This is a genomic window from Vibrio sp. BS-M-Sm-2 (assembly GCF_041504345.1).
Taxonomy (GTDB): Bacteria; Pseudomonadota; Gammaproteobacteria; order Enterobacterales; family Vibrionaceae; genus Vibrio; species Vibrio satsumensis.
Genome location: NZ_CP167894.1, coordinates 919,491 through 946,165, shown reverse-complemented (window position 1 = coordinate 946,165; position 26,675 = coordinate 919,491). Strand labels below are relative to the sequence as shown.

At 44.7% G+C, this 26,675-nt stretch carries 23 protein-coding genes; 17 read left to right on the top strand and 6 right to left on the bottom strand.

Annotation, left to right across the window (positions count from 1 at the left end):
- The 9 genes from ccmB to AB8613_RS04140 all read left to right on the top strand — a co-directional run bounded on the left by ccmB (position 1) and on the right by AB8613_RS04140 (position 7,416).
- Positions 1-669 (top strand): heme exporter protein CcmB, encoded by a 669-nt coding sequence (gene ccmB, locus AB8613_RS04180; protein WP_060983678.1) that lies wholly within the window; start codon positions 1-3, stop codon positions 667-669.
- A gap of 167 nt (positions 670-836) precedes the next feature.
- Positions 837-1,577, top strand: coding sequence for a heme ABC transporter permease (locus AB8613_RS04175; RefSeq protein ID WP_060983677.1), 741 nt, complete (start codon positions 837-839; stop codon positions 1,575-1,577).
- Positions 1,578-1,591: 14 nt separating this feature from the next.
- Positions 1,592-1,798 carry a heme exporter protein CcmD gene (gene ccmD / locus AB8613_RS04170; RefSeq protein WP_060983676.1) on the top strand — a complete coding sequence of 69 codons (207 nt, stop codon included), beginning with the start codon at positions 1,592-1,594 and terminating at the stop codon, positions 1,796-1,798.
- The gene (gene ccmE / locus AB8613_RS04165) at positions 1,795-2,277 is read left to right on the top strand and encodes a cytochrome c maturation protein CcmE (RefSeq protein WP_061019578.1); all 483 of its coding nucleotides are present in this window, start codon (positions 1,795-1,797) and stop codon (positions 2,275-2,277) included. Before ccmD ends, ccmE begins: the two co-directional genes overlap by 4 nt.
- Positions 2,274-4,244, top strand: coding sequence for a heme lyase CcmF/NrfE family subunit (locus AB8613_RS04160; RefSeq protein WP_146491684.1), 1,971 nt, complete (start codon positions 2,274-2,276; stop codon positions 4,242-4,244). Before ccmE ends, AB8613_RS04160 begins: the two co-directional genes overlap by 4 nt.
- A 5-nt stretch (positions 4,245-4,249) precedes the next feature.
- Complete coding sequence (locus AB8613_RS04155) at positions 4,250-4,801, top strand: DsbE family thiol:disulfide interchange protein (protein ID WP_086712360.1); 552 nt, start codon at positions 4,250-4,252, stop codon at positions 4,799-4,801.
- Positions 4,798-5,286, top strand: coding sequence for a cytochrome c-type biogenesis protein (locus tag AB8613_RS04150; protein ID WP_086712359.1), 489 nt, complete (start codon positions 4,798-4,800; stop codon positions 5,284-5,286). Before AB8613_RS04155 ends, AB8613_RS04150 begins: the two co-directional genes overlap by 4 nt.
- A complete protein-coding gene (ccmI, locus tag AB8613_RS04145) occupies positions 5,286-6,506 on the top strand; it encodes a c-type cytochrome biogenesis protein CcmI (RefSeq protein WP_372384544.1) in 1,221 nt (406 codons plus the stop codon). The genes AB8613_RS04150 and ccmI overlap by 1 nt, the downstream gene beginning before the upstream one ends.
- A gap of 124 nt (positions 6,507-6,630) precedes the next feature.
- Complete coding sequence (locus AB8613_RS04140; protein WP_372384543.1) at positions 6,631-7,416, top strand: VacJ family lipoprotein; 786 nt, start codon at positions 6,631-6,633, stop codon at positions 7,414-7,416.
- Between the two features lie 95 nt (positions 7,417-7,511).
- Here the strand turns inward: AB8613_RS04140 and AB8613_RS04135 are convergent, their stop codons facing one another.
- From AB8613_RS04135 to AB8613_RS04120, 4 genes are all read right to left on the bottom strand, one after another.
- Complete coding sequence (locus AB8613_RS04135) at positions 7,512-8,816, bottom strand: outer membrane protein transport protein (RefSeq protein WP_372384542.1); 1,305 nt, start codon at positions 8,814-8,816, stop codon at positions 7,512-7,514.
- A 303-nt stretch (positions 8,817-9,119) separates the two neighbouring features.
- Positions 9,120-10,382, bottom strand: coding sequence for an outer membrane protein transport protein (locus tag AB8613_RS04130; protein ID WP_019824837.1), 1,263 nt, complete (start codon positions 10,380-10,382; stop codon positions 9,120-9,122).
- A gap of 297 nt (positions 10,383-10,679) precedes the next feature.
- Positions 10,680-11,408, bottom strand: coding sequence for a DUF3379 domain-containing protein (locus tag AB8613_RS04125; protein ID WP_146491689.1), 729 nt, complete (start codon positions 11,406-11,408; stop codon positions 10,680-10,682).
- On the bottom strand, positions 11,401-11,949 hold the full coding sequence (locus AB8613_RS04120) for a sigma-70 family RNA polymerase sigma factor (RefSeq protein ID WP_017060646.1): 549 nt from the start codon (positions 11,947-11,949) through the stop codon (positions 11,401-11,403). The genes AB8613_RS04125 and AB8613_RS04120 overlap by 8 nt, the downstream gene beginning before the upstream one ends.
- 562 nt (positions 11,950-12,511) lie before the next feature.
- Here AB8613_RS04120 and fadI point away from each other — a divergent pair.
- Both fadI and fadJ read left to right on the top strand, forming a co-directional pair.
- A complete protein-coding gene (gene fadI, locus AB8613_RS04115) occupies positions 12,512-13,819 on the top strand; it encodes an acetyl-CoA C-acyltransferase FadI (RefSeq protein WP_146491691.1) in 1,308 nt (435 codons plus the stop codon).
- Positions 13,819-16,035 carry a fatty acid oxidation complex subunit alpha FadJ gene (gene fadJ, locus AB8613_RS04110; protein ID WP_372384541.1) on the top strand — a complete coding sequence of 739 codons (2,217 nt, stop codon included), beginning with the start codon at positions 13,819-13,821 and terminating at the stop codon, positions 16,033-16,035. The genes fadI and fadJ overlap by 1 nt, the downstream gene beginning before the upstream one ends.
- Positions 16,036-16,233: 198 nt before the next feature.
- On the opposite strand, the gene AB8613_RS04105 is transcribed toward fadJ, so the two are convergent.
- Positions 16,234-19,011, bottom strand: a complete 2,778-nt coding sequence (locus tag AB8613_RS04105; RefSeq protein ID WP_372384540.1) for an insulinase family protein — start codon at positions 19,009-19,011, stop codon at positions 16,234-16,236.
- 305 nt (positions 19,012-19,316) lie between these two features.
- Between AB8613_RS04105 and sixA the strand changes: the two genes are divergently transcribed.
- On the top strand, positions 19,317-19,781 hold the full coding sequence (gene sixA / locus AB8613_RS04100; RefSeq protein WP_017633129.1) for a phosphohistidine phosphatase SixA: 465 nt from the start codon (positions 19,317-19,319) through the stop codon (positions 19,779-19,781).
- Positions 19,782-19,888: 107 nt separating this feature from the next.
- On the opposite strand, the gene smrB is transcribed toward sixA, so the two are convergent.
- On the bottom strand, positions 19,889-20,419 hold the full coding sequence (gene smrB, locus AB8613_RS04095; protein ID WP_017633130.1) for an endonuclease SmrB: 531 nt from the start codon (positions 20,417-20,419) through the stop codon (positions 19,889-19,891).
- A 62-nt stretch (positions 20,420-20,481) separates the two neighbouring features.
- On the opposite strand from smrB, the gene prmB reads away from it, so the two are divergent.
- The 5 genes from prmB (at position 20,482) to AB8613_RS04070 (ending at position 26,564) form a co-directional block, all read left to right on the top strand.
- On the top strand, positions 20,482-21,414 hold the full coding sequence (gene prmB, locus AB8613_RS04090; protein ID WP_017060640.1) for a 50S ribosomal protein L3 N(5)-glutamine methyltransferase: 933 nt from the start codon (positions 20,482-20,484) through the stop codon (positions 21,412-21,414).
- 226 nt (positions 21,415-21,640) lie between these two features.
- Positions 21,641-22,282: a LysE family translocator gene (locus AB8613_RS04085; RefSeq protein ID WP_285953347.1), complete on the top strand. Its 642-nt coding sequence runs from the start codon at positions 21,641-21,643 to the stop codon at positions 22,280-22,282.
- A gap of 478 nt (positions 22,283-22,760) precedes the next feature.
- A complete protein-coding gene (locus AB8613_RS04080; protein WP_372384539.1) occupies positions 22,761-24,218 on the top strand; it encodes a protein adenylyltransferase SelO in 1,458 nt (485 codons plus the stop codon).
- Between the two features lie 158 nt (positions 24,219-24,376).
- Positions 24,377-25,105, top strand: coding sequence for a response regulator (locus AB8613_RS04075; protein ID WP_060468185.1), 729 nt, complete (start codon positions 24,377-24,379; stop codon positions 25,103-25,105).
- Positions 25,106-25,118: 13 nt separating this feature from the next.
- The gene (locus tag AB8613_RS04070; RefSeq protein WP_146491699.1) at positions 25,119-26,564 is read left to right on the top strand and encodes an ATP-binding protein; all 1,446 of its coding nucleotides are present in this window, start codon (positions 25,119-25,121) and stop codon (positions 26,562-26,564) included.
- Positions 26,565-26,675 lie beyond the last annotated feature (111 nt).

Below are 26,675 nucleotides of genomic sequence, written 5' to 3'. Positions count from 1 at the left end.
ATGATCTCTTCAATGACAACGATCATTCGACGTGAGCTGCTGATCGCATTTCGTCGCCAAGCCGATATCTTTAACCCTCTGTGGTTTTTTATTATTGTCATCACCCTTTTTCCACTGAGTATTGGGCCTGAGCCGAACCTGCTTGCGCGCATCGCTGCGGGTATTGTTTGGGTTGCTGCTTTACTTTCTGCATTGCTCTCTTTGGAACGACTATTCCGAGATGATTTTCAAGACGGTGCCCTTGAGCAGATGATGCTGATGCCCATCCCGTTGCAGTTGGTAGTATTGTCCAAGGTCATAGCGCACTGGTTATTGACAGGGTTACCATTAATATTGATCAGTCCGTTGTTAGCGGTGCTGCTGTCCTTGAATTTCGATACTTGGTTATCGGTGGTCTTGACCTTGTTGGTTGGTACGCCTGCATTAAGTTTTATTGGTGCTATTGGTGTGGCTTTGACGGTTGGATTACAAAAAGGCGGCGTGCTGTTGAGTCTGCTTATTTTGCCGCTGTATATCCCAATTCTTATATTTGCTACATCAGCGATTGATGCGGCAGCACTAGGTGTTGCGTATAACGGACAACTAGCCGTGTTAGGGGCAATGCTAATGGGCGCAATGACGCTCACCCCATTTGCTATCAGTGCAGCACTAAGAGTGAGTGTTAACTAGCTATTAGAGTATTAACTAAGCACTCACCATCACTTTGATTGTTCAGAGTGAACTAATTGGAACTTTCAAACTCATAGAGTCACTGGAAGAGGCAGTAAGCCAAATAAATTATAATAATTATAGCTGTGATAGCTGTAAGCAATATGAAGTAAGAGTGAGATTACAACATGTGGAAATGGCTCCATCCCTATGCCAAAGCAGAAACTTCCTATCAGCTTGCTGGTAAACTTCTGCCATGGTTCTCTATCCTAGCGCTATTGTGTCTATCTGCCGGTACTGTGTGGGGACTAGCATTTGCACCTTCTGATTACCAACAAGGTGATAGCTTCCGAATCATTTACATCCACGTACCTTCTGCGATTTGGTCCATGGGCGTGTATATGTCGATGGCGATTGCAGCGTTTATCGGCTTGGTATGGCAGGTAAGACTATCAGACATGGCCGCGTTGGCTATGGCACCTATCGGTGCGGTATTTACCTTCATCGCGCTGCTAACTGGTGCTGTTTGGGGTAAACCAATGTGGGGCGCTTGGTGGGTTTGGGATGCGCGTTTGACCTCAGAGCTGATTCTTCTATTCCTATATTTAGGTGTGATTGCACTACACCACGCGTTTGACGACCAAAAAACTGCAGCCAAAGCGGCAGGCATTTTGGCTATTGTTGGTGTCATCAACCTACCTATCATTCACTTTTCAGTAGAGTGGTGGAACACACTTCACCAGGGCGCGACGATCACTAAGTTCGATAAGCCTTCTATTTCAAGTGACATGTTATGGCCGCTTCTTCTTAATATTTTCGGCTTCGCCTTTTTCTTTGGTGCTGTGACTATGGTTCGTTTTAGAAACGAAATCATCAGTAAAGAGAGTCACCGTCCATGGGTTCGCAAGCTTGCGGCTGAAAAAGCGTAGTAGGGTAGGTAATTATGTATTTTGAATCTTTGAGTGATTTCTTTGCCATGGGAGGCTACGCCTCTTATGTATGGAGTGCATTTGGAATCACATTCCTCGCGATGATCATTTTACTGGTGGTAAGTGTTCGTCGTGGTAAGCAATTACTAAATGAAGTACAAGCTAAGGTTGATCGTCAAGCTCGTATCGATGCAGCAAAAAATATGGAGAACACTCTATGAACCCAAGACGTAAAAAGAGGCTGGGCATTGTCTTAGCAATCTTTTTTGGTATCAGTGCGACTATTGGATTGATGGTTTATGCACTTAACCAGAACATGGATCTGTTCTACACACCAACTGAACTGGTCAACGGCAAAGATGGTAAAAAACCTGAAGTTGGTCAACGCCTACGCATTGGTGGCATGGTTGTAGTCGGCTCTGTAAGCCGTGACAGCGAATCACTACGTGTAAGCTTCGATTTGGCGGATGTAGGCCCTAAAGTAACGATTTTATATGATGGCATCCTTCCTGATCTTTTCCGTGAAGGCCAAGGTATTGTTGCTCAGGGTGTCCTTAAAGATGCGACGACAATTGAAGCGTTCGAGGTGTTGGCAAAGCACGATGAAGAGTACATGCCTTCTGAAGTTGCAGAAGCAATGAAGAAGACTCATGAGCCTTTGCAATACACAACTGAACAAAAAGAAGGAAATGCTCAATGATAGCCGAGATCGGCCATTTTGCGATGATCCTGTCTTTGGGACTTGCATTGCTGCTAAGCGTGCTCCCATTGTATGGAGCCGCTCGAAATAACACATTATTGATGAACAGTGCACGACCGTTGTCGTGGGGAATGTTCGGATTCCTAGCGATTTCGTTTTTTATCCTGTGTTACGCGTTCTACACCAATGATTTTACGATTCAATACGTAGCAAGCAATTCGAATAGCCAACTGCCTTGGTACTACCGAATCACGGCGGTTTGGGGCGCTCACGAAGGTTCATTACTGCTTTGGGTTCTTATCCAAGCAGGTTGGACGGTTGCAGTAGCGACGTTCAGCCGTGGTATGCCTCAAGAGTCTGTGGCTCGCGTACTGGCTATCATGGGTTTGATTACTGTCGGCTTCTTGCTGTTCATTATCGTAACCTCTAACCCGTTCCTACGTACATTGCCTTTCTTCCCTGTAGATGGCCGTGACTTGAACCCACTACTGCAAGACCCGGGTTTGATTATTCACCCGCCAATGCTTTACATGGGCTATGTAGGTTTCTCTGTTGCGTTCTCTTTCGCAATCGCTTCTCTAATGAGTGGTCGTCTTGATACGGCATGGGCTCGTTGGTCGCGTCCTTGGACAATCGCAGCTTGGTTATTCCTAACAGTAGGTATCGCATTAGGTTCATGGTGGGCTTACTACGAACTTGGCTGGGGTGGCTGGTGGTTCTGGGATCCAGTAGAAAACGCTTCATTCATGCCTTGGTTGGCTGGTACTGCACTGATGCACTCACTAGCGGTAACCGAAAAGCGTGGCACATTTAAAGCTTGGACAGTATTACTGGCTATCTCTGCATTCTCGCTAAGCTTACTAGGTACATTCTTAGTTCGTTCGGGCATCTTGGTATCGGTTCACGCATTTGCGTCGGATCCTGCTCGCGGTATGTTTATTCTAGGTTTCCTAGTCTTTGTTATTGGTGGTTCACTACTGTTGTTTGCGGTTAAAGGCGCATCGGTTCGTGTTCGCGGTAATTTTGATTTGGTTTCTCGTGAAAACGCACTGCTTGGTAACAACATATTATTGATTGCAGCGCTTGTCGTTGTGTTAGTAGGTACGCTACTACCATTAGTTCACAAACAGTTAGGCTTGGGCTCAGTATCAATCGGTGCTCCATTCTTTGATATGTTGTTCTTCTGGTTAATGATTCCGTTCTCGTTCCTACTTGGTATCGGTCCACTGATCCGTTGGAAACGTGACAACCTGTCTAAGCTCGTTAAACCAATGCTGATTTCAGGTGCATTCTCACTTGGCTTGAGTGCGCTAATGGTTGCTCTACTGGCTGACCGCTTCAGCGGTACTGCTTTTGCTGGTTGGGTAATGGCGTTTTGGATCATCTTCATGCATGGCTTTGAGCTGCATGAGCGTGCGACTCACCGTCATACATTCCTGAAAGGTCTAACCAAGCTGCCTCGTAGCCACTGGGCAATGATGTGTGGTCACATTGGTTTAGCCGTGACAGTGATTGGTATTGCAATGGTGCAAAACTACAGCATCGAACGCGATGTACGTTTGGCGCCAGGTGAAAGCTACCAGCTTGAAGAATACAGCTTCCTGTTTACAGGAGTTCGTGACAAAGATGGCCCTAACTATGATGGTTATATTGCTGACTTTGAAATTACCAAAGAAGGCAAATACATCAACACGCTTCACGCTGAAAAACGTTTCTACACCACAGCTAAGTCTATGATGACAGAAGCAGCGATTGACCGTGGCGTAACGCGCGACCTTTATATCGCAATGGGTGAACGTTTAGACGACAACAAATCTTGGGCTGTACGTATCTACTACAAACCATTTGTACGTTGGATCTGGGCTGGTTCTTTGATCATGTCGATTGGTGGTGCTATTGCTATTAGTGACCGTCGTTACCGTTTCCGTAAGCCAACAAAAAAGTCGGCTGAAGAGCAGGGGGCTTAATTCGAATGAACAAGAAGATTTTATTCATTCCATTGATTGCTTTTATGATTCTAGCTGGAGTCTTTGCAACTCAATTAGTTCGTAATCAGTCGGGTGATGACCCGACTAAACTTGAGTCAGTATTGATTGGTAAGCCTGTGCCTGAGTTCGGTCTAGAAGACTTAGAACAACCAGGTAAGTTTCATGATCAAGCGATCTTCAAAGGCGAACCTCTGCTGCTTAATGTGTGGGCTACTTGGTGTCCTACCTGTTATGCAGAGCACTCTTATCTGAATAAATTGGCCGCTCAAGGCGTTAAGATCATTGGTATGAACTACAAAGATGATCGCAACAAAGCTGTTGGTTGGCTAAAAGAACTAGGTAACCCGTACTTAATCAGCTTATTTGATGGCGATGGTATGCTAGGTCTAGATCTTGGCGTGTATGGTGCTCCTGAGACGTTCTTAATTGATGCTAACGGTGTGGTTCGTTACCGCCATGTTGGTGACGTGAATCCAACCAACTGGGCATCGACGCTTGAGCCGATGTATCAAGAGTTGCTGGAGGAAGCGAAATGATTAAAAAGGTCCTGATCACTCTGTTCGCTACGTTTGCTATTTCAGCGACTGTTTCTGCCGCGCCTATCGAGTTTCATGAATTTGATACCGTTGATCAAGAACAGCAGTTCAAAGAGCTGAGTAACACGTTGCGTTGCCCTAAATGTCAGAACAACACGATTGGCGATTCGAACGCTGAGCTAGCAGTCGACTTGCGCCAGAAAGTGTACGAGATGACAAAAGACGGTAAGTCGAAGCAAGATATCATTGATTACATGATCGCTCGCTACGGTAACTTTGTTACTTACAACCCTCCACTGACACTAGCAACGTCAATCCTTTGGGTTGGTCCTTTTGCAGTAGTTGTGTTTGGTTTCGGTTTGATCATTTTACGAAGCAGAAAATCAAAGTCGAAAGCAGTTGAGTCAGATAAAGGCTGGGATGCAGACAAAGAAGCTCGCTTAAAAGCGTTACTCGATGAAGAGAACGACGGAGATAAGAAGTAATGACTCTATTTTGGATTTCTACCATTATCCTTTCGCTAGCGGCAATTTTCTTAATTGTTCTGCCCTTCATTAATAAAAAGGCAAACAACGATGATGTGCTGCGCGATGAGTTGAACAAAGCATTCTACAAAGATCGTCTAGATGAGCTAGAAGTAGAAGCAGAAGAAGGTCTTGTTGATAACCAGCAGGAGCTGATCGCTGATTTGAAACAATCCCTGCTTGATGATGTTCCAGCTAAGCAAGAGATGAAGAAGACTAAAATCTCAACGCTTGGTGTGGTTGTACCGTCGATTATCCTTGTTGTGGCTGTGACGTACGGTATGTACTTCAAGTTCGGTGCGTTGGATAAAGTTCAACACTGGCAAGAAGTGAGTTCGAACCTTCCTGAGTTATCTAAAAAGCTAATGTCTTCGGAAGGTGGCGCGCTAACAGACGATGAACTAGAAGATCTGACTCTGGCACTTCGTACTCGTCTGCACTACCAGCCAAAAGATTCTACAGGTTGGTTGCTGCTTGGTCGTATTGCTTTGGCTAACCGCGACGCTGAAACAGCAAAAGATTCTATGGAACGAGCGTACAAGCTTGAGCCTAAGAACGAAGATGTTCAGTTAGGCTTCGCACAAGCATTGATGCTTTCACCTGATGAAGCTGATCAGAACCAAGCACGTTTGATTTTGAGCCGTTTGATTCAAAACGATTACGTCGACCTTCGTGTGTTCTCACTGCTAGCATTTGATGCATTTGAACGTCAAGACTACCCAGGTGCGGTGAAGTACTGGAGCATCATGCAGCAGATGATTGGCCCACAAGACAGCCGTTACGAAATGTTGTCGCGCAGTATTGAAAGTGCTCAGAAGAAAATGGGTGACGCTATGGGTGTCGACCAAGGTAAGAGCGTTGCTGTAACACTTGATCTGTCTGGTGATGTTAATGCTGCTCCTAACTCAGTGTTGATCGTGTCAGTACACAGAGCTGATGGTTCGCCAATGCCTATCGCAGCAGCTCGTTACCCACTAGGAACTTTTCCTCGTACAGTTGTGCTTGATGATGGCAACAGCATGATGGAAGGACAGAAGTTGTCTAGTCTTGAAACTCTGATGGTTAGAGCTAGGCTTGATACAGATGGTAACGTTTCAACTCGCGATGGTGATTGGTACGGTGAGAGCGAAGTGGTTGAACTGGGTGCTCCAGTAACTATCGATATCAATAAGCAATATTAATCATCATTTTGCATAGGCGTTAGCTATTCCGATTTTGCAATAAACGGTATAGACTTACGCAACCAATTGAGGCCAGCGATTGCTGGCCTTTTTTATTATTTGAATTCCTTATGGAAAAGGTGATATGTCTGCCAGTATTTTAAGACTCTCGAGTTTACTTTTTATCGCAAGTTTAACGGTGGGCTGTTCTAGTGCTCCGGAAGAGAGTCGTGTCGATGATAATTTCGAAACCTCAGAATACGTAGAAGAATCCCACCCCAATGATCCTTTTGAAGGCTTCAACCGAGCGATGTGGGATATCAACTACGAATATCTAGATCCTTATTTGGTTCGCCCTGTTTCCCTCGCTTATGTTGACTACACTCCTGTACCAGTGCGATCTGGTATTTCCAATTTTCTAGCCAACTTAGACGAACCATCAAGCATGGTGAACAACCTCCTTATGGGAAATGGTGAAAAAGCACTCGACCATTTCAATCGTTTTTGGATTAACTCAACTTTTGGTCTGTTAGGCTTAATCGATATTGCCAGCGAAGCAGGGATCACCAAGTACGACGACAAGTCGTTCTCTGATGCGATTGGTCATTACGGAGTAGGGAATGGACCGTACTTTATGGTGCCAGGTTACGGCCCGGTAACGACGCGTGAAGTGACTGAAACCGTCGATGGTTTGTATGTGCCTCTATCGTTCTTGAACTTTTGGGCAAGCTTAGGCAAGTGGGCTTTCGAAGGTATGGAAACACGTGCTCAGTTGGTGTCACAAGAAGCGCTGTTGGATAATTCTCCTGATCCATATGCATTGACGCGTGATGTTTACATTCAACGTCGTGATTTCAAAGCCGAGATTGAACCTGAAGAGGTCGACCTTGAAGAAGAAGACTTCATCGATGGTTATCTAGAAGATTACTAGAAATAAGATTTAGACTATCGATAAAAGAAAGGCTCGATGTTGATAACAACATCGAGCCTTTTTAATGCTTATGACTTTAGATTAAGTCAAATAGATTAGAAACGGTAGTTAGCTTGGATACCCACTAACCAAATGCTACCAGTTACTTCACCTTCGAAGTCACCACCAAATGGAGCAGAACTTGCGTCATCTTCAACCATTTTTGCGTCTTTCGCTAGGATGTAAGTGAAACCGGCGTCTAGTGTTAGTTGCTCAGACCATTGGTAGCCAGCACCAATACTTAACCAAGTGCGGTCTGTTTCTGGAATAGTCGCAGTACGGTGTTCTTCGCTTACCGCTGAAGTGTCGTAGGCGATACCAGAACGTAGAGCCAGTTTAGGTGTCATTTGATAAGTTGTACCGATCGCAAAGCGGTAGTTGTCTTCCCAGTTCTCTTGCTTGATATCTTGAGTTCGAGCAGGACCGAATTCAGGGATGTCAGCTACTAGTTCTTTAAAGCTGCTCCAGTTAGTCCAGTTAACGCTCGCATGTACAGCGACCTTATCTGATAGTTGATGGAAGCTTGCAAGCTCGGCGGTAGCTGGCAATGCAAGTTGCATTGAACCGTTGTATTTTGACTTGACTGGAGTACCCAAAGCGCCAGCAACAGCATCAAAAGCGACACCATTTGCGTGACCTTCAAGCGTTAGATCTACTTCTGACTTGTAGGTAAAACCAAGGCGGTTGTTTTCATTGATCTGCCAAGCTGTACCCACTTGCCAACCCCATGCTGTGTCATCACCTTCCATGTATTTTAAAGCTGTACCTTGAGGCATAGGAACTAGAGAGTTAGCTGTAGATACCGCACCAAAGCTACCTTCAGCCATAATGTAACGAATACCACCACCAATAGATACGCTTTCAAGTACTTGGTATGCAGCGTTTAGGTTTAGCTCCATTGTCGTAACACTTGCTTCGTTACCATGGTTAGCGCCACCAAAGTCTTTACCTAGGTCTGTTTCCATCCCGTAGTTAGTACCCGCAGCGAAACCTAAAGCAAACTTTTCGTTGTACTTATGAGAAACATAAAAGTTTGGGATCACTGCACTGTGTGCAAAATCACTAGAATTTGATGAAGTCGTTTTGCCCATCATAGACGTAGAAGTACCGTCGATATCAATGTTTGGGTCAACATAGATAGCGCCAACAGAAACCTGGGTACCTTCTAGGTAAGTCAGCATTGCTGGGTTACGCCATTGTGCATCAGCACCGTCAGCCATTGCTGCTTCACCAGCGTATGCACGGCCTAGGCCTGTTGCTGAGTATTCTGCTAGTTGAAAACCTGCCGCTTGAGTCACGGTAGAAGTCGAAAGTAGTCCAACTGCCACTGCAGCAGATAGAAGAGTCTTATTCATTTTCATTATTATGTTCGCTGAATCATAAGTATTTAGTGGCGTGATTCTACTTTTAGAGTCATTACTTTAAAAATGAAATTCGAATAAAACAGTGTTTTAGGGATTTAATGAGTAAATGTGTTTAATTATTAGAGAAATAATCTAAATGTTTCGGCTGTGTTGCGAAGTTTGAGCGTACACTTGTAGTCATATATTGACCTTGCAGGCTACAGTTGTAAGCTTAAATTGAAGTAGGTCAGTGGTTTAGGCAATAAAAAAGGGTCGCGTAATGCGACCCTTTGGGATTAATAACTTAGCTTATATTAGAAGCTAGAAGCTGCGGCTGTATTGCAGGCCTAGTAGGATTGCATCAGCATGCGTTGTTGCGCTAACAGAAGTTGCGCCTAAGCTTTCTTCAACTTTAGTATCATCACCTAGTAGGTAAGTGAAACCAAAGTCTACGTTAGAATCGGTATTAATGTGGTATGTGAAACCAGCAGAGAACCACTGACGATCTGAATCTGGTACAGAGATAGAAGTTAGTGAATCTTGTGCACTTGTGTCGTACATGTAACCAGCACGAAGCGTCCAATCAGTGTTCAGGTAGTATGTACCACCAATAGCGTAGTGCCAACCATCTTGCCATTTGTAATCTTTCTGGTACGCACCTGTGCCGCCGCTCAATGCGTAAGCCAGTGTCGATTGAGTAGGATCTAGCTTCTCAAAATCAATTGAGTCGAATGCACTCCAACCAATCCATTGAACAGAGTAGTGAACAGCGAATTTAGTGTCTTCAATTTTGTGGAAACCAGAGAACTCTGCCATATCTGGTAGAGGCAGTGTGATTTCTTGACCGTTGTCATCTTCCGCGGTGAACTCAGGGCTGTAACGGTAAGATAGACCAAAACGGTTGTTTTCATCTAGCTCGTAAACTGTACCTACGTTAAAGCCAACAGCCCAACCAGTTGCACCATCTACGTCAAGTAGTTTTTGTCCTGCGGCTGGGCCAAAGCCGACACCAGCAGTACGCTTCATTGTGCCTTCACCGTAGATCAGGTCAAGACCAGCACCAAAGCTCCATTGATCGTTTAGACGGTAAGAGCCTGCAAGACCGAAGTTGATGCTCATTACATCTGTTAAACCGCCATATTCACTAGCTAGGTAATCATCTGAAAACTCAGTTTTAGTACCGAAGTTAGAGTAAGCGTTCACACCCCAAGCAAACTTTTCATTAACAGGAACAATGAGGTGAATGTTTGGAGCTACAGAAGTATCACCAACATCATCAACGTTATCGACTGGCATTGCGCCACCAAGCGTATTGTAGCTAGTATCTTTCACTTCAATCATTGAAGTGATTGTTTCAAAACCAAGAGAAAGCTCAGTTTTGTCAAACAGTGCCATTGCTGCAGGGTTACGTGCCATTACTGACGCGTTATCTGCGATTACTGCATCACCAGCGAAAGCACGGCCGATGCCGGTAGCTGATTGTGCGTTAAGTTGGAAACCTGCTGCCATCGCTTGCGAAGACGCCAGTGTAATTGTTACTGCTAAAAGAGACTTTTTAAACAGACGCGTGTTGTTGGTAGTCATTCATTTATTCCTTTATATATCCGCCTCTACAGGGCGATTAATTTGAGCAATTGCTCAATGGTGGCTGATCCTATTCGCAAGTATACGATATACAAATCCGACCATTGGAAATTTTGAGTAGAAAATTATGGAAATGACGCCTATCTGGCACGAAAATGGTGCGAAATGCTGTTTTTTAGAGTTTTAACTCTAGAGGTATTGGTGGTGTGAATGGTTTTTCGGTTTATTTATAAATAAAGCCCAGCAATATCAGTGATATACTTGCTGGGCCTTTTATGACGGGGCTTTAAGAGCGAACTAGCTCATCGGTTTAATCATTTTTGTCAGTTTTTCGGCGATTTTAGAAACATCCTCACCATTTTCACCAACAAGGATTAAGCTGCTGCCATCTACGGGTGTTACCGAACCGGACATGCCTTTTTCATCAAAGTCGATAGGTTTGTCTGTTGGAATACCGGTTAAAAACAGTGTTACTTTGCCTTTTGCGCCTTGGAAGACCATATGTACCGCGTTGGATTTACCAAAGCCACAGTGGTTTAGGTAATAGACGTGGTAAGGGAAAGTATCATCAAACTGAAAAGCAAATGGATTCATTTTTGCGTTGATTTGCTGCGATGTGACCTGTTCATCGATGTTACTAACAAAACTCTTTTCATCAACAACATGCTTCATCGCTGTATCAACCAAGCTTGCTTGCGCGGGTGAAACAAATGCATTGCCCCAATTCACTTGGCCAACTAATAAACCAGCAACAAACGCCACCGAGGCGGCCATTGCCATTGCTCGTCTCGCAAACGTAGGCCTGACTACTTTGCTTTCTTCGCTTGAGGTCTGATTGAACAGAATACGATCAGCAAGATCGTCTGGTACATCTACATTCATTGCAGAGTGGATCTGTTTATCAAGCGCTAGTACATCGTCTAAGAAGTTACTATTGGCTTCACTATTCGCGGCCGCATCAACAATATCTTGTGTACGTTGTTTAGGTTCCGACAATACACGACGACGAAATTCCAAATCATCCATTATGTTGCCCCCTCTCTGCCTCTTCTGTATCCAATAGCTCTTTCAACTGATTTCGAGCTCTGAATAAACGTGTCATCACCGTGTTTTTGTTGAGATCGAGAATATCGGCAATCTCATCACCACTAAAACCACCAATCACTTGCAAGAAGAGGGGCTCACGGTAATCGATTTCAAGTTTCATGATCTGCGCTTGCAACCACTGGTGTTGATGGTGTGGGTCATCACTGACACTAGCATCATTACCATGGTCGTCGATATCAACCAGATCAAACTGTTTGCGTTCAAAACGTCGAGCATTCTCGCGGCGCAAGATGGTAATCAGCCAAGACTTCGCGGCTTTTTCATCTTGTAGACTATCGAGTGACTTCCATGCGCGAAGGCAAGTTTCTTGAACTAAGTCTTCGGCAATGCTTTTGTCTTTGCATAACCAATAGGCGTAGCGAAAGAGGTCACGATGATAGGCACGTACGAGTGCTTCGTATTTTCTTTGTTTGTCCATATCAGAGTTGACCGGACGCTTGGCTGTTTTCTTTCCAAACATTTTTATTATTGACACACGAGCCTCCATAATTGCTCTGCGTATAGCTGTCCTCTATACGTTGTGCTTTGTTTTTATATTCTGTTTCGCTTTTAGAGCTAACGATCGGCTGGAAATCGTAAAATCACATTAAAATTGATCTACTTCAAAATCTAAGACTTCGAACAAGTTATAGTACACCTTGTCGTCTAGTTAGTCATTCGTGGCTAGCATGTTGAGCAAGGCGACACTTCCTTTTGAAGGCTGACTTTACTTTCTCCTAATCAGGAAACTGATTATTTCAATTGGCGTTAAGTTAATTGCTTTATATACATTCCGACCACACAGTCTTGTGTGGTTTTTTTTTACCTAAAGAAAACCATTCCCTACAAAGCGATAACAGTCTTTGCTTACAATAGTTTAGTCTCTTAGGACAACCTTTCACCCTAAAAGGTTCGCCTGAATTTGCAGTTATATTTTCAAACAGTGAGATACTCGTATCACGTTTATTTAAACGCTCGTTTGATTTAATTAACAACTTCTTTACAATGCTTCAGGTCAGACCTCTTAACTTTAAGGAGAAACCATGGGCAAACAGGAAGTCAAAACGCGTTCCGGAGAACGTGTTGCCGTTGTCGCTGGATTACGAACCCCATTCGCTCGTCAGAGCACAGAATTTAGCCAAGTGCCTGCGGTTGACCTAGGCAAAATGGTTGTGAGCGAAATGCTTGCAAGAACTGATGTTGATCCTGCGCTTATCGAACAAGTCGTGTTCGGCCAAGTAGTGCAAATGCCAGAAGCGCCGAACATCGCGCGTGAAATCGTGTTAGGCACAGGCATGGACATCAATACCGATGCCTACAGTGTCACCCGAGCATGTGCGACCAGCTTTCAAGCCGCAGTCAACGTGACCGAAAGCATTATGGCTGGCACGATTGATGTCGGTATTGCGGGCGGTGCGGACTCTTCTTCTGTATTGCCGATTGGAGTTTCCAAAAAACTTGCTGCTAATTTGTTAGCGTTGAGCAAAACCAAAACCATGGGTCAAAAACTGAAAATTCTCAAAGCACTTTCAGTAAAAGACTTGATGCCAGTACCGCCTGCCGTTGCCGAATATTCGACCGGCTTATCTATGGGACAAACTGCCGAGCAGATGGCTAAGACACATGGTATTACTCGCGAAGCTCAAGATGCACTTGCCCACCGTTCTCACTCTTTGGCTTCTCAAGCATGGAAAGAAGGCAAGATTAAAGATGAAGTCATGACGGCATTTCCGGCACCGTACAAAAAGTACCTAGCGGAAGATAACAACATTCGTCATGACTCTACAGTTGAAGGTTACGCCAAACTTCGTCCTGCGTTCGATAGAAAGTACGGCAGTGTAACGGCAGCCAATGCGACGCCTCTTACAGATGGCGGCGCAGCTGTGATGTTGATGCGTGAAGGCAAAGCCAAAGAGCTAGGCTTAGAAGTGCTTGGTTATATTCGTGGCTATGCGTTCTCAGCGATTGGTGTTGAAACGGATATGCTGATGGGTCCAACGTACGCGACCTCGCAAGTCTTGAAAAACACAGGTCTAGAGTTATCAGATCTAACACTGATTGAGATGCACGAAGCATTTGCAGCCCAAGTGTTGGCTAACGTTAAAATGTTTGCAAGTGATGAATTTGCTCAGAAAAATCTTGGCCGTGATAAAGCGATTGGTGAGATTGATATGGAGAAGTTCAACGTGCTGGGTAGCTCAATTGCTTACGGACACCCGTTTGCAGCGACTGGCGCGCGCATGATGACTCAAACATTACGTGAACTGAAACGTCGCGGTGGCGGCTTGGCACTGAACACAGCTTGTGCGGCTGGCGGTTTAGGTGCAGCAATGATCTTGGAGGTAGAATAATGTCTACGACTCTTGATGCAACAACAGAAAAAGAAACAGTCGCTCAACCAGATGCAACGTCTGCGACTGAATCAACCAAAAAGAAAGCGACAGCATTTACTCTTAATATCGACGAGCAAGATATAGCTTGGTTAGCGATCGATGTGCCAAACGAGAAAATGAACACACTGCAAGCGGCTTTTGCGGAAGAAATGAAAGCCATCTTCGAGCAACTCAAAGAAAAACAGAGTCGAGTTAAGGGTTTAATCGTTCATTCATTGAAGCCAGATAACTTTATTGCTGGCGCTGATGTAAGAATGCTTGATGCGTGTAAAACGGCTGATGAAGCGCAATCTCTGGCTCGCCAAGGGCAGGAGATGTTCCAAACTTTGTCTGAACTACCGTACCCAGTGGTCGCAGCGATTCATGGCCCATGTTTAGGTGGTGGATTAGAGCTCGCACTGGCATGTGATTACCGCGTATGTACCGATTCAGATAAGACTCGTCTTGGTCTGCCAGAAGTGCAGTTAGGCTTATTGCCGGGCTCTGGTGGTACACAGCGTCTGCCTCGCCTTATCGGTTTGTTGTCATCTCTCGACCTTATTCTTACGGGGAAACAACTGCGCGCTAAGAAAGCAAAATCGCTCGGTGTCGTGGATGCTTGTGTGCCTGAAACTATCTTGCTTGAAGTAGCGAAAAGTTTTGTTGAAAAGAATACGGGTAGCAAAAAAGGTAAGCGTCTGGCGTCTAAAAGCCAAGCTTCTACCAAAGAGAAACTTATTTCACGCACGGGTCTTGGTCGCAAGGTGATTTTTGAGCAAGCTTCCAAGAAGGCCAATCAGAAAACGCGTGGTAATTACCCTGCAGCTGATGCGATTCTTGATGTGATTCGTTATGGCCTAGAGAACGGCTTTGAAAAAGGTCTTCAGTACGAAGCGAAGCGTTTCTCTGAGTTAGTAATGACTTCTGAGTCAAAAGCACTTCGTTCTATCTTCTTTGCTACTACTGAAATGAAGAAAGAACACGGTGCAGATGCAGAACCAAAAGCGGTTAAGCGTGTTGGTGTGTTAGGCGGCGGACTTATGGGCGCAGGTATTAGCCATGTGAGTGTAGCTAAAGCAAAAGTACCGGTTCGCATCAAAGACGTATCAAATGAAGGTGTGCTGAACGCGCTTAACTACAACTTCAAGTTGTTCGATAAGCAGCGTAAGCGTCGTATTCTGAGCCGAGCAGGCCTTGAAAGTAAGATGCTTCAACTGTCTGGTGGCATCGACTTTACCAGTTTTAACCATACCGATGTGGTGATTGAAGCGGTATTTGAAGATCTCGACCTTAAGCAATCAATGGTTTCGGACATCGAAGCCAATGCCAAGCCAGAGACTATCTTCGCGACCAATACGTCTTCATTACCAATTCATAAGATTGCGGAGAAGGCGCAGCGACCAGAAAATGTAGTCGGCCTTCACTACTTTAGCCCTGCAGAGAAAATGCCGCTAGTTGAGGTTATCCCTCATGAAACAACTTCAGAAGAGACTATCTCGACGGTAGTAGCATTGGCGAAGAAGCAAGGAAAAACGCCGATTGTTGTCAAAGACACGGCAGGTTTTTATGTTAACCGCATTCTTGCCCCGTACATGAATGAAGCTGCACATCTGCTATTGGCAAATGAGCCGATTGAAAAGCTCGACAGCACGTTATTGGACTTCGGTTTCCCGGTTGGCCCAATTACCTTGTTAGATGAGGTTGGCGTGGATATCGGCGCGAAGATTATTCCGATTCTGGTTAATGAGCTAGGTGACCGCTTCCAAGGCCCTGATGTGTTCGATATTCTGTTGAATGACAACCGTAAAGGCCGTAAGAGCGGTAAAGGTTTCTACACTTACAAAGGTAAGAAGAAAGAAGTCGATAAGTCAGTTTATAAGCTGCTTAAGCTACAACCTGAGCCTAAGCTAAGTGATAATGACATTGCGATGCGTTGTGTATTGCCTATGTTGAACGAAGCGGTTCGTTGTCTAGATGACGGCATTATCCGCAGCCCTCGTGATGGCGATATTGGTGCGATTTTTGGTATCGGTTTCCCTCCATTCCTTGGTGGCCCGTTCCGTTACATGGATCAAATCGGCATCAAATCATTGGTTGAGATGATGAACGATTTCGCTAAGAAGTACGGTGATCGTTTTGCGCCATGTGATGGCCTACTAACACGTGCTGGTCTGGATGAGTCTTTTTACAAGTAACTCTCTAGTACGTTGACTATAAAGCCCGCTTCAAGCAATTGATGCGGGCTTTATTTTTTATGGGAACATGCGAAAGGAAGGAGATTCCCGATTCAGTCGTCCCTCATTCTCGGGAATGACGGGAGAGAGTAGTGTGCTTCACCTAATAAAAAAGGTTGATGCTTTTACATCAACCTTATGATTTCTATAATACTCTGGCTAGCCTAGTTCACAGTCTTTCGGGCGCAACTGAAACTCATCAATAGAGCCAATTTCCACACATGCCGACAACTTTTCTTCCTCATCATGGGCATTACCGTGCGCATGCATAATCAGACGATTTGCGGTGCGTGGTTTTAATTGACTCACCACAAAGCGCATCATGTCAGAGCGGGTTAGACCTTTAAGATCTTCCAACACACGCTCTCTCTGATTGAATTCCAGGTCCTTATTGCCTATTGCAACCCATAAGCGTTGAGCACGTCCTCGCAAAGTCGTATCTGGTGTCGAAATCTGATTCCAGAGGCCGCGTTTACTGCTGTGCCATTGGTAGTCGTTAAGCTCTAACAACACCATATAAAAGGCGTTGAGAAACTCGTCTATCGAGGTTAATAAGTCTGCTGGAGCAGCATTAGGTGATTGTACATACAACACAATACCTGGGTGTCGGTTGAGCGGCATGTTGCCTGTGCCTACCATGTAACCTAGCTGCTGCTTGGTTCGTATCTCATGGAAGAAAGTGGCTGACATTAAGTGGTTTGCCAGTGAATACAGCGCAATGTTTTTAGGCGAGATATCCGGGCACTGGTAATAAACAACGATTGCCGAATCATCTTGGTTGCACACCACCTCACGTTGGAAGCTGCCGTTTTCACCCAGCATAATTAGCGGACGCAGCGACTCTTCGTAAGCCTGATCTTGAACGCGCAGTGCATCTTTTAGCGTTTCTGCCATTTTGTGTGCATCGGCTTTCTTCCAGTCGCCATACACAAACATCTCAACATGCAGTTCCGCTAAGATTGCTTGAACGAAAGAAGAGAGCTCATCGACTTCTATCGTTTCCAGAGCTTCAATTAACACCGAATAGGGCGGATTATTTGGCTGAAGTATCCCAGTCATCGCATTAAACAGCTGTGAAATAGGGCGATCTTGCGACGCGTTATTCCAGTTTCTGAGTAATTGATGCTTAATCGTTTCGAAGCGTGCTGGACTAAAGTCGCGAGCTTGGAAGCGTTCAAGAATCATATTGAGTAGTTGTGGCTGTTTCTCGCTAAATCCAGACAGAGTGAGAGTTACCCCGCCTTGATGGGTATACATGTTGTAACCCATACCGGCGATTTCAGCCTGATAGGTATCTTTTTCCAGAGAGTCTAGGAACATCTCTACACACAAGCGTGTTTTTACGATATTTCTCGGGCTGGCGACTGAGTGCGGGCTGTCGATAGCGACATATACCACACCTTTAGGTACTCGAAATTGATGGTCTTGCAGGTGCCATAGCTTAAAGCCGTCGAGCTCTTCTAAAAGTTGTGGGTATTTAGCATCACCTTCGAGCTCAGTTGGGTCTAGATCGTAGCAAATAAATGGGTTCTTACTTGGGAGCTCAAACTGCCAACCGGGGTTAATGCACGTAAAGCATTGAACTTGTTCTGCGCTAAAAGGCGTGACTGAGTAGGGCGTAAAATACCATTTTGCTTCTCTGTCATACTCGAAACCTTGAGCAACAATGGTTGCACGCATATTGTCGACGTTTAAATAAGGAAGCAAAGAACGTTGTAATTCGTCATCGAAATGCGACATTTTGTAATCGCCATACACTACATCTTGTTCTTGGTAGTGTTGCATGTTGATAACAAGGTGGCTGACGACATCAAGCGGCTTTGCTGGCTCTTGAAAGCGGAAAGCTGACTCTAAAACGGCACGTTTTTCTAGGTAACGCCACTCTTCTATGCCTTGTTGTTCTACTAATTTGATGTACTGAAATATCGCTTGGATGATGTTATCGGTTTTGGTTAAACCTTCGATGGTCAATGAGCAGCTGACCGTGAAATCACGGTAGTTACTGCCGCTCGCCCCACCACCCGCAGAGAGGGATGTTATCCAACCTTTCTCTTTGAGTTGCATCATCAAGCTACCTTCTCCTTCGTAACCCAATAGGTGTGCGAAGAATGACAGTGGTTTAACACCGTAGTGTTCGTCCATGCTTGGCATCGGGAAGGTTAAGATAAGTTTTCGCACTTCTTTAATCGGCTCAACACGGACTTGAACGCCCGTGCTTAACTCGCCGATAATCGGTACTTCAACCTTCTTGCCTTGCAGGTTGTGATTGGTAATCGAGCTAAAGCGATCCTCAACCCAGCCTTGCATCTCATCTAAGGATTGATTGCCAGACAGAGTCAGCGTCATCAGGTCTGCAGAATATTGTTGCTGGTGGAACGATAAGATCTCTTGTCGAATCGTCTCGCCGTTTCTGTCGCCCAACGTATCGATATTACCGACAGAAAACTTCGAGAATGGGTGATTGTGGTTCACCAGTTCTTTGGTAACTTGGTACAAGCGTCGCGAATCGTCGTTGAGTTTCATCTTATATTCGGAATCAACGGCTTGGCGTTCTTTATCTAATGCTTCTTCGTTGAACAGGGGAGCGGTGAAAAATTGGCTGAAGCGATCGAGTGCGGTTTCAAACGCATTCAATTCAACATCAAAAAAGAAGCAGGTGTGCTCTGTTCCTGTCCAAGCATTGTTACTACCACCATGTTGGCTGATAAAACTTTGGAACTCTCCGACCTTTGGATACTTTTCAGTTCCCAAAAATAGCATATGCTCTAAGTAATGAGCTAAACCCTCTCGGTCTGTAGGGTCATCAAAGTGCCCCACATTAACGGCTAATGCGGCTGCTGCTTTTTGAGCATTTTGGTCCTGAACTAACAGTACGCGTAACCCGTTATTTAAGGTTATGTAACGGTATTGATGTTCATCATTTGGGCTTAAGTGCACAGGAGCATCTCCAGAGAAGGTGGTTTTTAAATTATGTACCCGATGATTCGGCGTGCAAACCTTGTAATCATATTTTGGGATATGAAGTGCTTTTTGGCGATTTCTAAATCACTTTTATCGATTTTTATCAGTAATTTATTTTCTTTTAACAAGATTGTTAAGAAAGTCGAACTCTTTGGCAAGTGACTTGATATAATTATTTATATTGACTGCGGTTTCTCTGGATTGAGAGCCAAACCTAAGTAGCGTTTCGCTGATATATGGGATATATCGACTTTCGACATGTTACGAAGACAGGATTGAACATGAAAATATTCATTATGCGCCACGGTGAAGCAGAACATTTTGCGGATTCGGATGCAGAACGAGCGTTGACCAAGCGCGGGAAAATGGCTTCTCTTGCAGTGGCACAAGCTGCAAATGAGCAGGGGATTAGTCAATTCGATAAAGTGCTGGTGAGTCCATATTTAAGGGCTCAAGAGACGTGGTTAGAGATATCTCAGGCGTTTTCTGGTACGAAAGTAGAAACCTGTGATGATATTACGCCTTATGGAATGTCCGACGATGTGTTTGATTTGACCTTGGCAATGGCTGAAGTAGAAAAACTAGAGACCATTTTATTTGTTTCTCATTTACCTCTAGTGGGCTACCTAACAGCAGAGTTTGCAACGGGCATGGCTCCGCCGATGTTCCCAACGTCAGGCCTAGCCTGCATCGACTTTAACCTTGAAACACAGAAAGGTGAGTTACTTTGGAACATCAATCCATAGTGAAAGTGAAGACAACCTTTCAATTGGAAGACTAAAGTGAAAAGGGCACCTCAATGATTTGAGGTGCCCTTTTTGTTTTTGGTGATGGAGCGATTCGCAAACCAGCATTACTTCTCAGGAATCGAAAGCAGTACCAACAACGCACCGTTACCGCCAAATTCTAATGGCGCTTGGTGAAAAGCCATCACGTCTGGGTGTTGTGCTAGCCACAACGGCACTTTCTGTTTAAGGATGTGTTTACCGATACCGTGTTGAACGCAGGCACACGCCACGCTCTCTTTTACGCAGTGCGCAATCATCGCGCCAAGTTCACGTTTGGCTTCTTGTTGAGTCATACCATGCATATCGAGATACACGTCTGGTACGTAGACACCACGACGCAGGCGCTTTACCTCATATTTAGATACATCATCACGCGCATAACGTGTTGGGCCGTCTTCGCTAAGGTGCGGAATGAACTCATCCGAGAAATAAAACTCGCTATCACTGGCTTGTCTTGCCGTTCGAGTAATTTCTTTTTGCTTGGCATTTCTTTTTGGCTGCTGGACTATGGTATCCTGTTGCAACTTTTTAACGCCCTTTACTGCATCGTTGAACAGGGCGAAATCGTCATCGAAGTCGGTGTCTTTTTTGCTCATCAGGTTATGAATTCTAATTAGAAACGTAATTAGCAGTATTGTAGCGCTTTTCGGAGACAATTTTGGATAAGATTTTTGTAGAAGAAGCGGTATCAGAACTACACACGCTTCAAGATGTGATTCGTTGGACTGTTAGCCGCTTTAACGCAGCTGGCCTATTTTATGGTCACGGCACTGATAACGCGTGGGATGAGGCAGTACAACTTATCTTACCTACTCTTTATCTGCCGATTGATGTTCCTTCGCATGTAATGAACTCTCGTCTAACGAGCAGCGAGCGTCTGCGTATTGTTGAGCGCGTAATTAAGCGTATTAATGATCGTACACCAACGGCCTACCTAACCAACAAAGCTTGGTTCTGTGGTCTTGAGTTCTTCGTTGATGAGCGTGTTCTTGTGCCTCGTTCTCCAATTGGTGAGCTGATCGAAGCTCAATTCCAACCTTGGTTAACTGAAGAGCCAACTCGCATCATGGATATGTGTACGGGTAGTGGTTGTATTGCTATTGCTTGCGCTCACGCATTCCCAGATGCTGAAGTAGACGCAATTGATATCTCTACTGATGCACTTCAAGTTGCTGAGCAGAACGTTCAAGATCACGGCATGGAGCAGCAAGTGTTCCCAATCCGTTCAGATCTTTTCCGTGACCTGCCAAAAGAGAAATACAACCTGATCGTATCGAACCCACCTTACGTGGACGAAGAAGATATGAACAGCCTGCCAGATGAGTTTACTCATGAGCCAGAACTTGGCCTAGCAGCAGGTACTGACGGCCTGAAATTGGTTCGCCGTATCCTAGCTAACGCACCAGACTATCTAACTGATGACGGTATTCTTATCTGTGAAGTGGGTAACTCAATGGTTCACATGATGGATCAGTACCCAGAGATTCCATTCACTTGGATTGAATTCTCTAACGGTGGCCATGGTGTATTCATGATCACTCGCGAGCAGCTCGTAGCTTGCGCTGATGAGTTCTCTATCTACAAAGACTAAGTAATGATGGCTAGTTTTTAGCTTAGTACTTGGTAAGACGTTCTATTTGAAACGTTTTAATTTAAACGCCATGTAGCAATGCATGGCGTTTTTTATTGCCGTTATTTTGGGATTAAGTAATCAACGCAGAATAAATAATGTTCAATATTTAGTTGCCTAATATGCATAGCTATTACATATTGGTGACTAATGTTTAGCCGATTTAGTGAGTTAAGGAGAATTCGCGATGAGCTTTGATACATGGATTTATTATTTGTTGGCAGTACTGATTTTAACGGCATCGCCAGGCCCAAGTTCTTTATTGTGCATGACCAAAGGTGTGCAATCGGGTTTTAAATTATCAATATTTACCGCGTTGGGTAGCTTAACGGCAATCACCGGAATTTTAACGTTATCGTTCACCGGCTTAGGGGTGATCATAGCTTCATCGGAAGTGGTGTTTAATGTCATTAAATGGACAGGCGCTGCGTATCTTATCTACCTTGGTTGGAAGTCTTTACGTTCTAACCAGCAAGATTACGACAAGCTATCCAGTCAACAAACCGATTCTCAGCTTGTTAAAGAAAGCGCGGTGCAACACTACTTAAGTGGTTTTATTGTTGGCGCGAGTAACCCGAAAGCGATTCTATTTTTTACCGCACTTTTCCCTCAATTTATTGATCCATCGATTGCTCTGCTTCCCCAGTTTGCTGTGTTTGCTTTAACCTTTGCTGTGATGGAGTTGTCTTGGCTATTGGTGTACGCGTATTTAGGTGCGAAGTCGTCAAACTGGCTGTTTGCGAAAGGCAGAGCCAAGATTTTTAATCGTGTCACTGGCGGTGTCTTTATCGGTGCAGGCGCGCTGCTTTCGACGACCAGTCGAGCATAATTTTCTGTTTTATCAGAGGGGTGAATGATTACAGAATATTCTTGATGCTGTCATAAAAGGTTAATATTAATGTGCTTGCTGGTTTTGGCGAAAAGCCGATATATTGTAGTTACACCATCACGTTCTCAAGGAGAGACATATGCAGCATCAAGAAATGATTCAACACAGTAATTTTGGCGTAATCAGTCGTACTTGGCTTTTCTCTACCCTGTCTCTAGTGGGTATTCTTGCTCTAATGTAGTCAGCTTTATGGCTCTATATTTTTAGTTTTTATTATGAACACACTTGTTAAAAAGTCTTCAAAGTTAGAACTCTTTATCTTATAAATGTGGCTTTTCTCATCAGGCTAGCCACTTAGCTTTTTCTCTTCGTAAACAGCTAAGCAATTTTCTCTCATAAGTTCATCACGCAACCTCATCTGAAGTTGTTATCAAACTGTGATAATCTTTAATCATCTTTTATCTACAGTGTGCCTCTCATGTCTGTCTGGGATTCTATTTCATTTAACAATCGATTTACTGCATTACCTCGACTGTTCTATACCCCAATTCAACCTACACCGCTCAGCAATGTTCAATGGCTCGCATGGAACCATAACCTTGCGGATGAACTGGGCTTTCCGTCATTTGATGATGCCTCAGAGGAATTGCTTGAGACGTTGTCGGGCAATGTTGAACCTGATCAATTCTCGCCAGTAGCAATGAAATACGCAGGCCATCAGTTTGGCTCTTATAACCCTGATTTAGGTGATGGAAGAGGGTTGCTTTTGGCGCAAGTTGTCGCTAAAAGCGGTGAAACGTTCGACTTACACCTTAAAGGTGCGGGCAAAACACCCTATTCGCGTATGGGCGATGGCCGTGCGGTTATTCGTTCAACTGTGCGTGAGTATCTGTGTAGCGAAGCAATGGCAGGGCTTAATATCCCAACCACACGTGCATTAGCCATGATGACAAGTGACACGCCTGTTTACCGAGAGAAACAAGAGTGGGGCGCATTACTGGTGCGTGCTGCAGAATCTCACATTCGATTTGGCCACTTTGAACATCTTTTTTATACCAATCAATTAGCTGAGCATAAGTTACTGGCTGATAAAGTTATTGAGTGGCATTTCCCTGAATGTCTCGATGAAGAAAAACCCTACGCAGCCATGTTTAATGAGATTGTTGATCGCACTGCAGAGATGGTCGCATTGTGGCAAGCGAATGGCTTTGCTCACGGAGTAATGAACACCGATAACATGTCGATCATCGGCCAAACCTTCGATTATGGCCCGTTCGCCTTCTTAGATGAATATGATCCAAGATTGATCTGTAATCACTCCGACTACCAAGGTCGTTATGCCTTTAATCAACAGCCTAGAATTGGATTATGGAATTTATCGGCACTGGCTCATTCTCTTTCGCCGCTGGTGGATAAAGCCGATTTAGAGGCTGCGTTAGAACAGTACGAGCCGCAAATGAATGGTTACTTCAGCCAGTTGATGCGTCGTAAGTTAGGATTGCTTTCGAAACACGAAGGTGACAGTCGCTTGTTTGAATCGTTGTTCGAGCTGATGTCGCAAAACAAAGTCGATTACCCAAGGTTCTTTAGAACACTGTCGAACCTAGATACATTGCCGCCGCAAGACGTAATTGATTTGATTATCGACCGAGATGCAGCAAAGCTATGGTTGGATAACTACTTGCAACGCTGTGAATTGGAAGAGAGTTCAGTTGCCGAGCGTTGTGAAAAGATGAGACAAGTAAACCCGAAATACATCCTCAGAAACTACCTAGCCCAGCTTGCGATAGATAAAGCTGAGCGCGGTGATAGCAGCGATATTGATGCACTTATGGTGGTGCTGGCAGACCCTTATGCGGAACATCCTGACTACGAACATCTTGCTGCCTTGCCGCCTGAGTGGGGCAAAGCCATGGAAATCAGCTGTTCTTCTTAACCCCCTCATGATTCTTTGAGTCGCTAAGTACAGGTAGAGGTCACTAAGATGTGATCTTTATCTGTTTGTTCGTCTAACTTTACAAACATGTCAATAATCAAATAATCGGCCAGCCTATACACTATGTGAATAAGTTGTAAATTTAATAGGTTTGGGCGATGCCAACAAATACTCGAATTCTCGTGGTGGATGATGATCAAGAAATCCGCGAGCTGCTGGAAGAGTACCTCACAAAATCGGGTTTCGATGTCTCCTCAGTTGGAGACGGTGTTGAACTCGAAACTCACCTGCAAAGCCAAGGCTATCCTGACCTGATTCTTCTTGATGTGATGCTGCCCGGTGATGACGGTTTTACCTTGTGTCAACGCGTCCGCAAACAATCGAATGTGCCTATTATCATGCTGACTGCGGTATCGGATGAAACCGACCAGATCATCGGCTTAGAAATTGGTGCAGATGACTACATCGCCAAGCCATTTAGCCCTCGTCAGCTAATGGCGCGTATCAAAGCCTTGTTACGCCGTGTTCAAGTCGTCGATGACAAACCCAATGATGCACTGCCAAAGCAGATCATTTTTGGTGATTGGACGCTCGATACGCTCGCGCATCGAATTTCCCACAATGAAAGCTCAGAAGAGATGGACTTGTCGGGCAGTGATTTCTCACTGTTAATGCTATTTCTAACTCGCCCTAATGAAGTGTTAGACCGAGATACCATCTCTTTCGCCACCAGAGGCCGTGAAGCATTGCCTTTTGAACGTGGCATTGATGTGCAGCTTAGCCGCCTGAGAAGTCGATTGGGTGACAGTGGTAAATATCCTCACTACATCAAAACCATGCGCGGCAACGGCTACATTCTGGCTGTGCCTGTGCATTATGAGCACTGAGTAAGAAGTCCGTATGAAGTGGTTGAGAAGTTTAAAGCCAAATTCCTTGGTTGCTCGAACCTTATTATTAACCTTGTTGGCGGTGGTAATAGCTCAGGGCATCGCAACGTCTATATGGTATAGCGAATCAAAACACAAAGAGCTGGAAGGGATTCGTTCTGCCTCATCGAGTATGGCGAACATGTTTGCTTCAACGGTGACTTTCTTCCAGTCTCTGCCCGTTAAATATCGTCATATCGTATTAGACCAAATTCGAAATATGGGCGGGACGCGTTTCTTCGTCTCTTTTAATAAAGAGGCTTTGATTGTTGAACCGATCCCCGATACCCGCTTGAAAACGGCCTCGATAGAAGCCATAGAAAGTGTGTTGAGTAGCAAGCTCAATAAAGTGGAATCGGTACGCGTCGATTTTTCTCGTCCAGAGCACCTTCGATTACTTAAAAACGACATCTACTTAAGTGATCTCCCTCGATCGTGGGCCCATCACACATTAACCTTAGAACCTCTTAATCCGCCTATTCTGGTTGTGCAGATTGAATTAGCCAGTCATGAATGGGTGTACATTGCCGCACTGTTGCCTGCACCTTACGTAAAACTGGATGACACTATTCTTGGCCGTGAACAGGTGATCTTCTTGCTCTCTTCAACACTCATTCTATTGGTGTTGACCTACTTAATGATTCGCCGCCAAGTACGCCCACTTAAAAAGTTAGCAAGAGCTGCTAATGAGATGAGCATGGATATTCAGCAGCCTCCGCTTAACGAAGAAGGGGCAACTGAACTGGTCACAGCGACTCGGGCTTTTAATCGGATGCAGCAGCGCATCCGTCGCTATGTGGCCGATAGAGAACACCTCTTCTCAGCTATTTCTCATGACTTAAAGACACCAATAACACGTCTTAGATTGCGGGCTGAATTGTTGGAGAGTGAAGTAAAGAAAGATAAGTTCAATAAAGACTTGGACGAGCTAGAAATGATGGTCAAAGGTGCGTTACAAGCCGTAAGAGACACCGACCTACACGAGAATAATGCCATTATTGACCTCAATGAAATGGTGCTCTCTGTGATTGAATCTCATAATCAATATCAGACAAAGGTAGAGTTCGAGCCGGTCGTCATTGAGCCATTGGTTGCGAAACCACTGGCGATTAAGCGTGTACTGACCAACTTAATCGACAACGCAGTGAAATATGGTTCATCTGCCGTAGTGGAAGTTAGTGGTGATGAACTTTGGGTGGTCGTGACTATTCAAGACCGTGGTAATGGCATTCCAGAAGACAAACTAGAGATGGTCTTTGAACCTTACTTTAGGCTTGCAACCGATGACCAAGGACACGGACTTGGCCTCGGGATCTGCCGAAATATCCTGCACGGACACGGCGGAGATCTCATTATTCGCAACTCCTCTCAAGGCGGCTTAGAAGCCAAAGTCTATATCCCCACAGGCCTAGAAGTGTAATGTAACAATTGTGTTACATGGGGCTTACCTTTTGTTTCAATCTTATCAATCAGAATAAGTAGACTCTTTATTGAACCGGACGTCGAGTCCGCTAAAACATGGAAGATAATA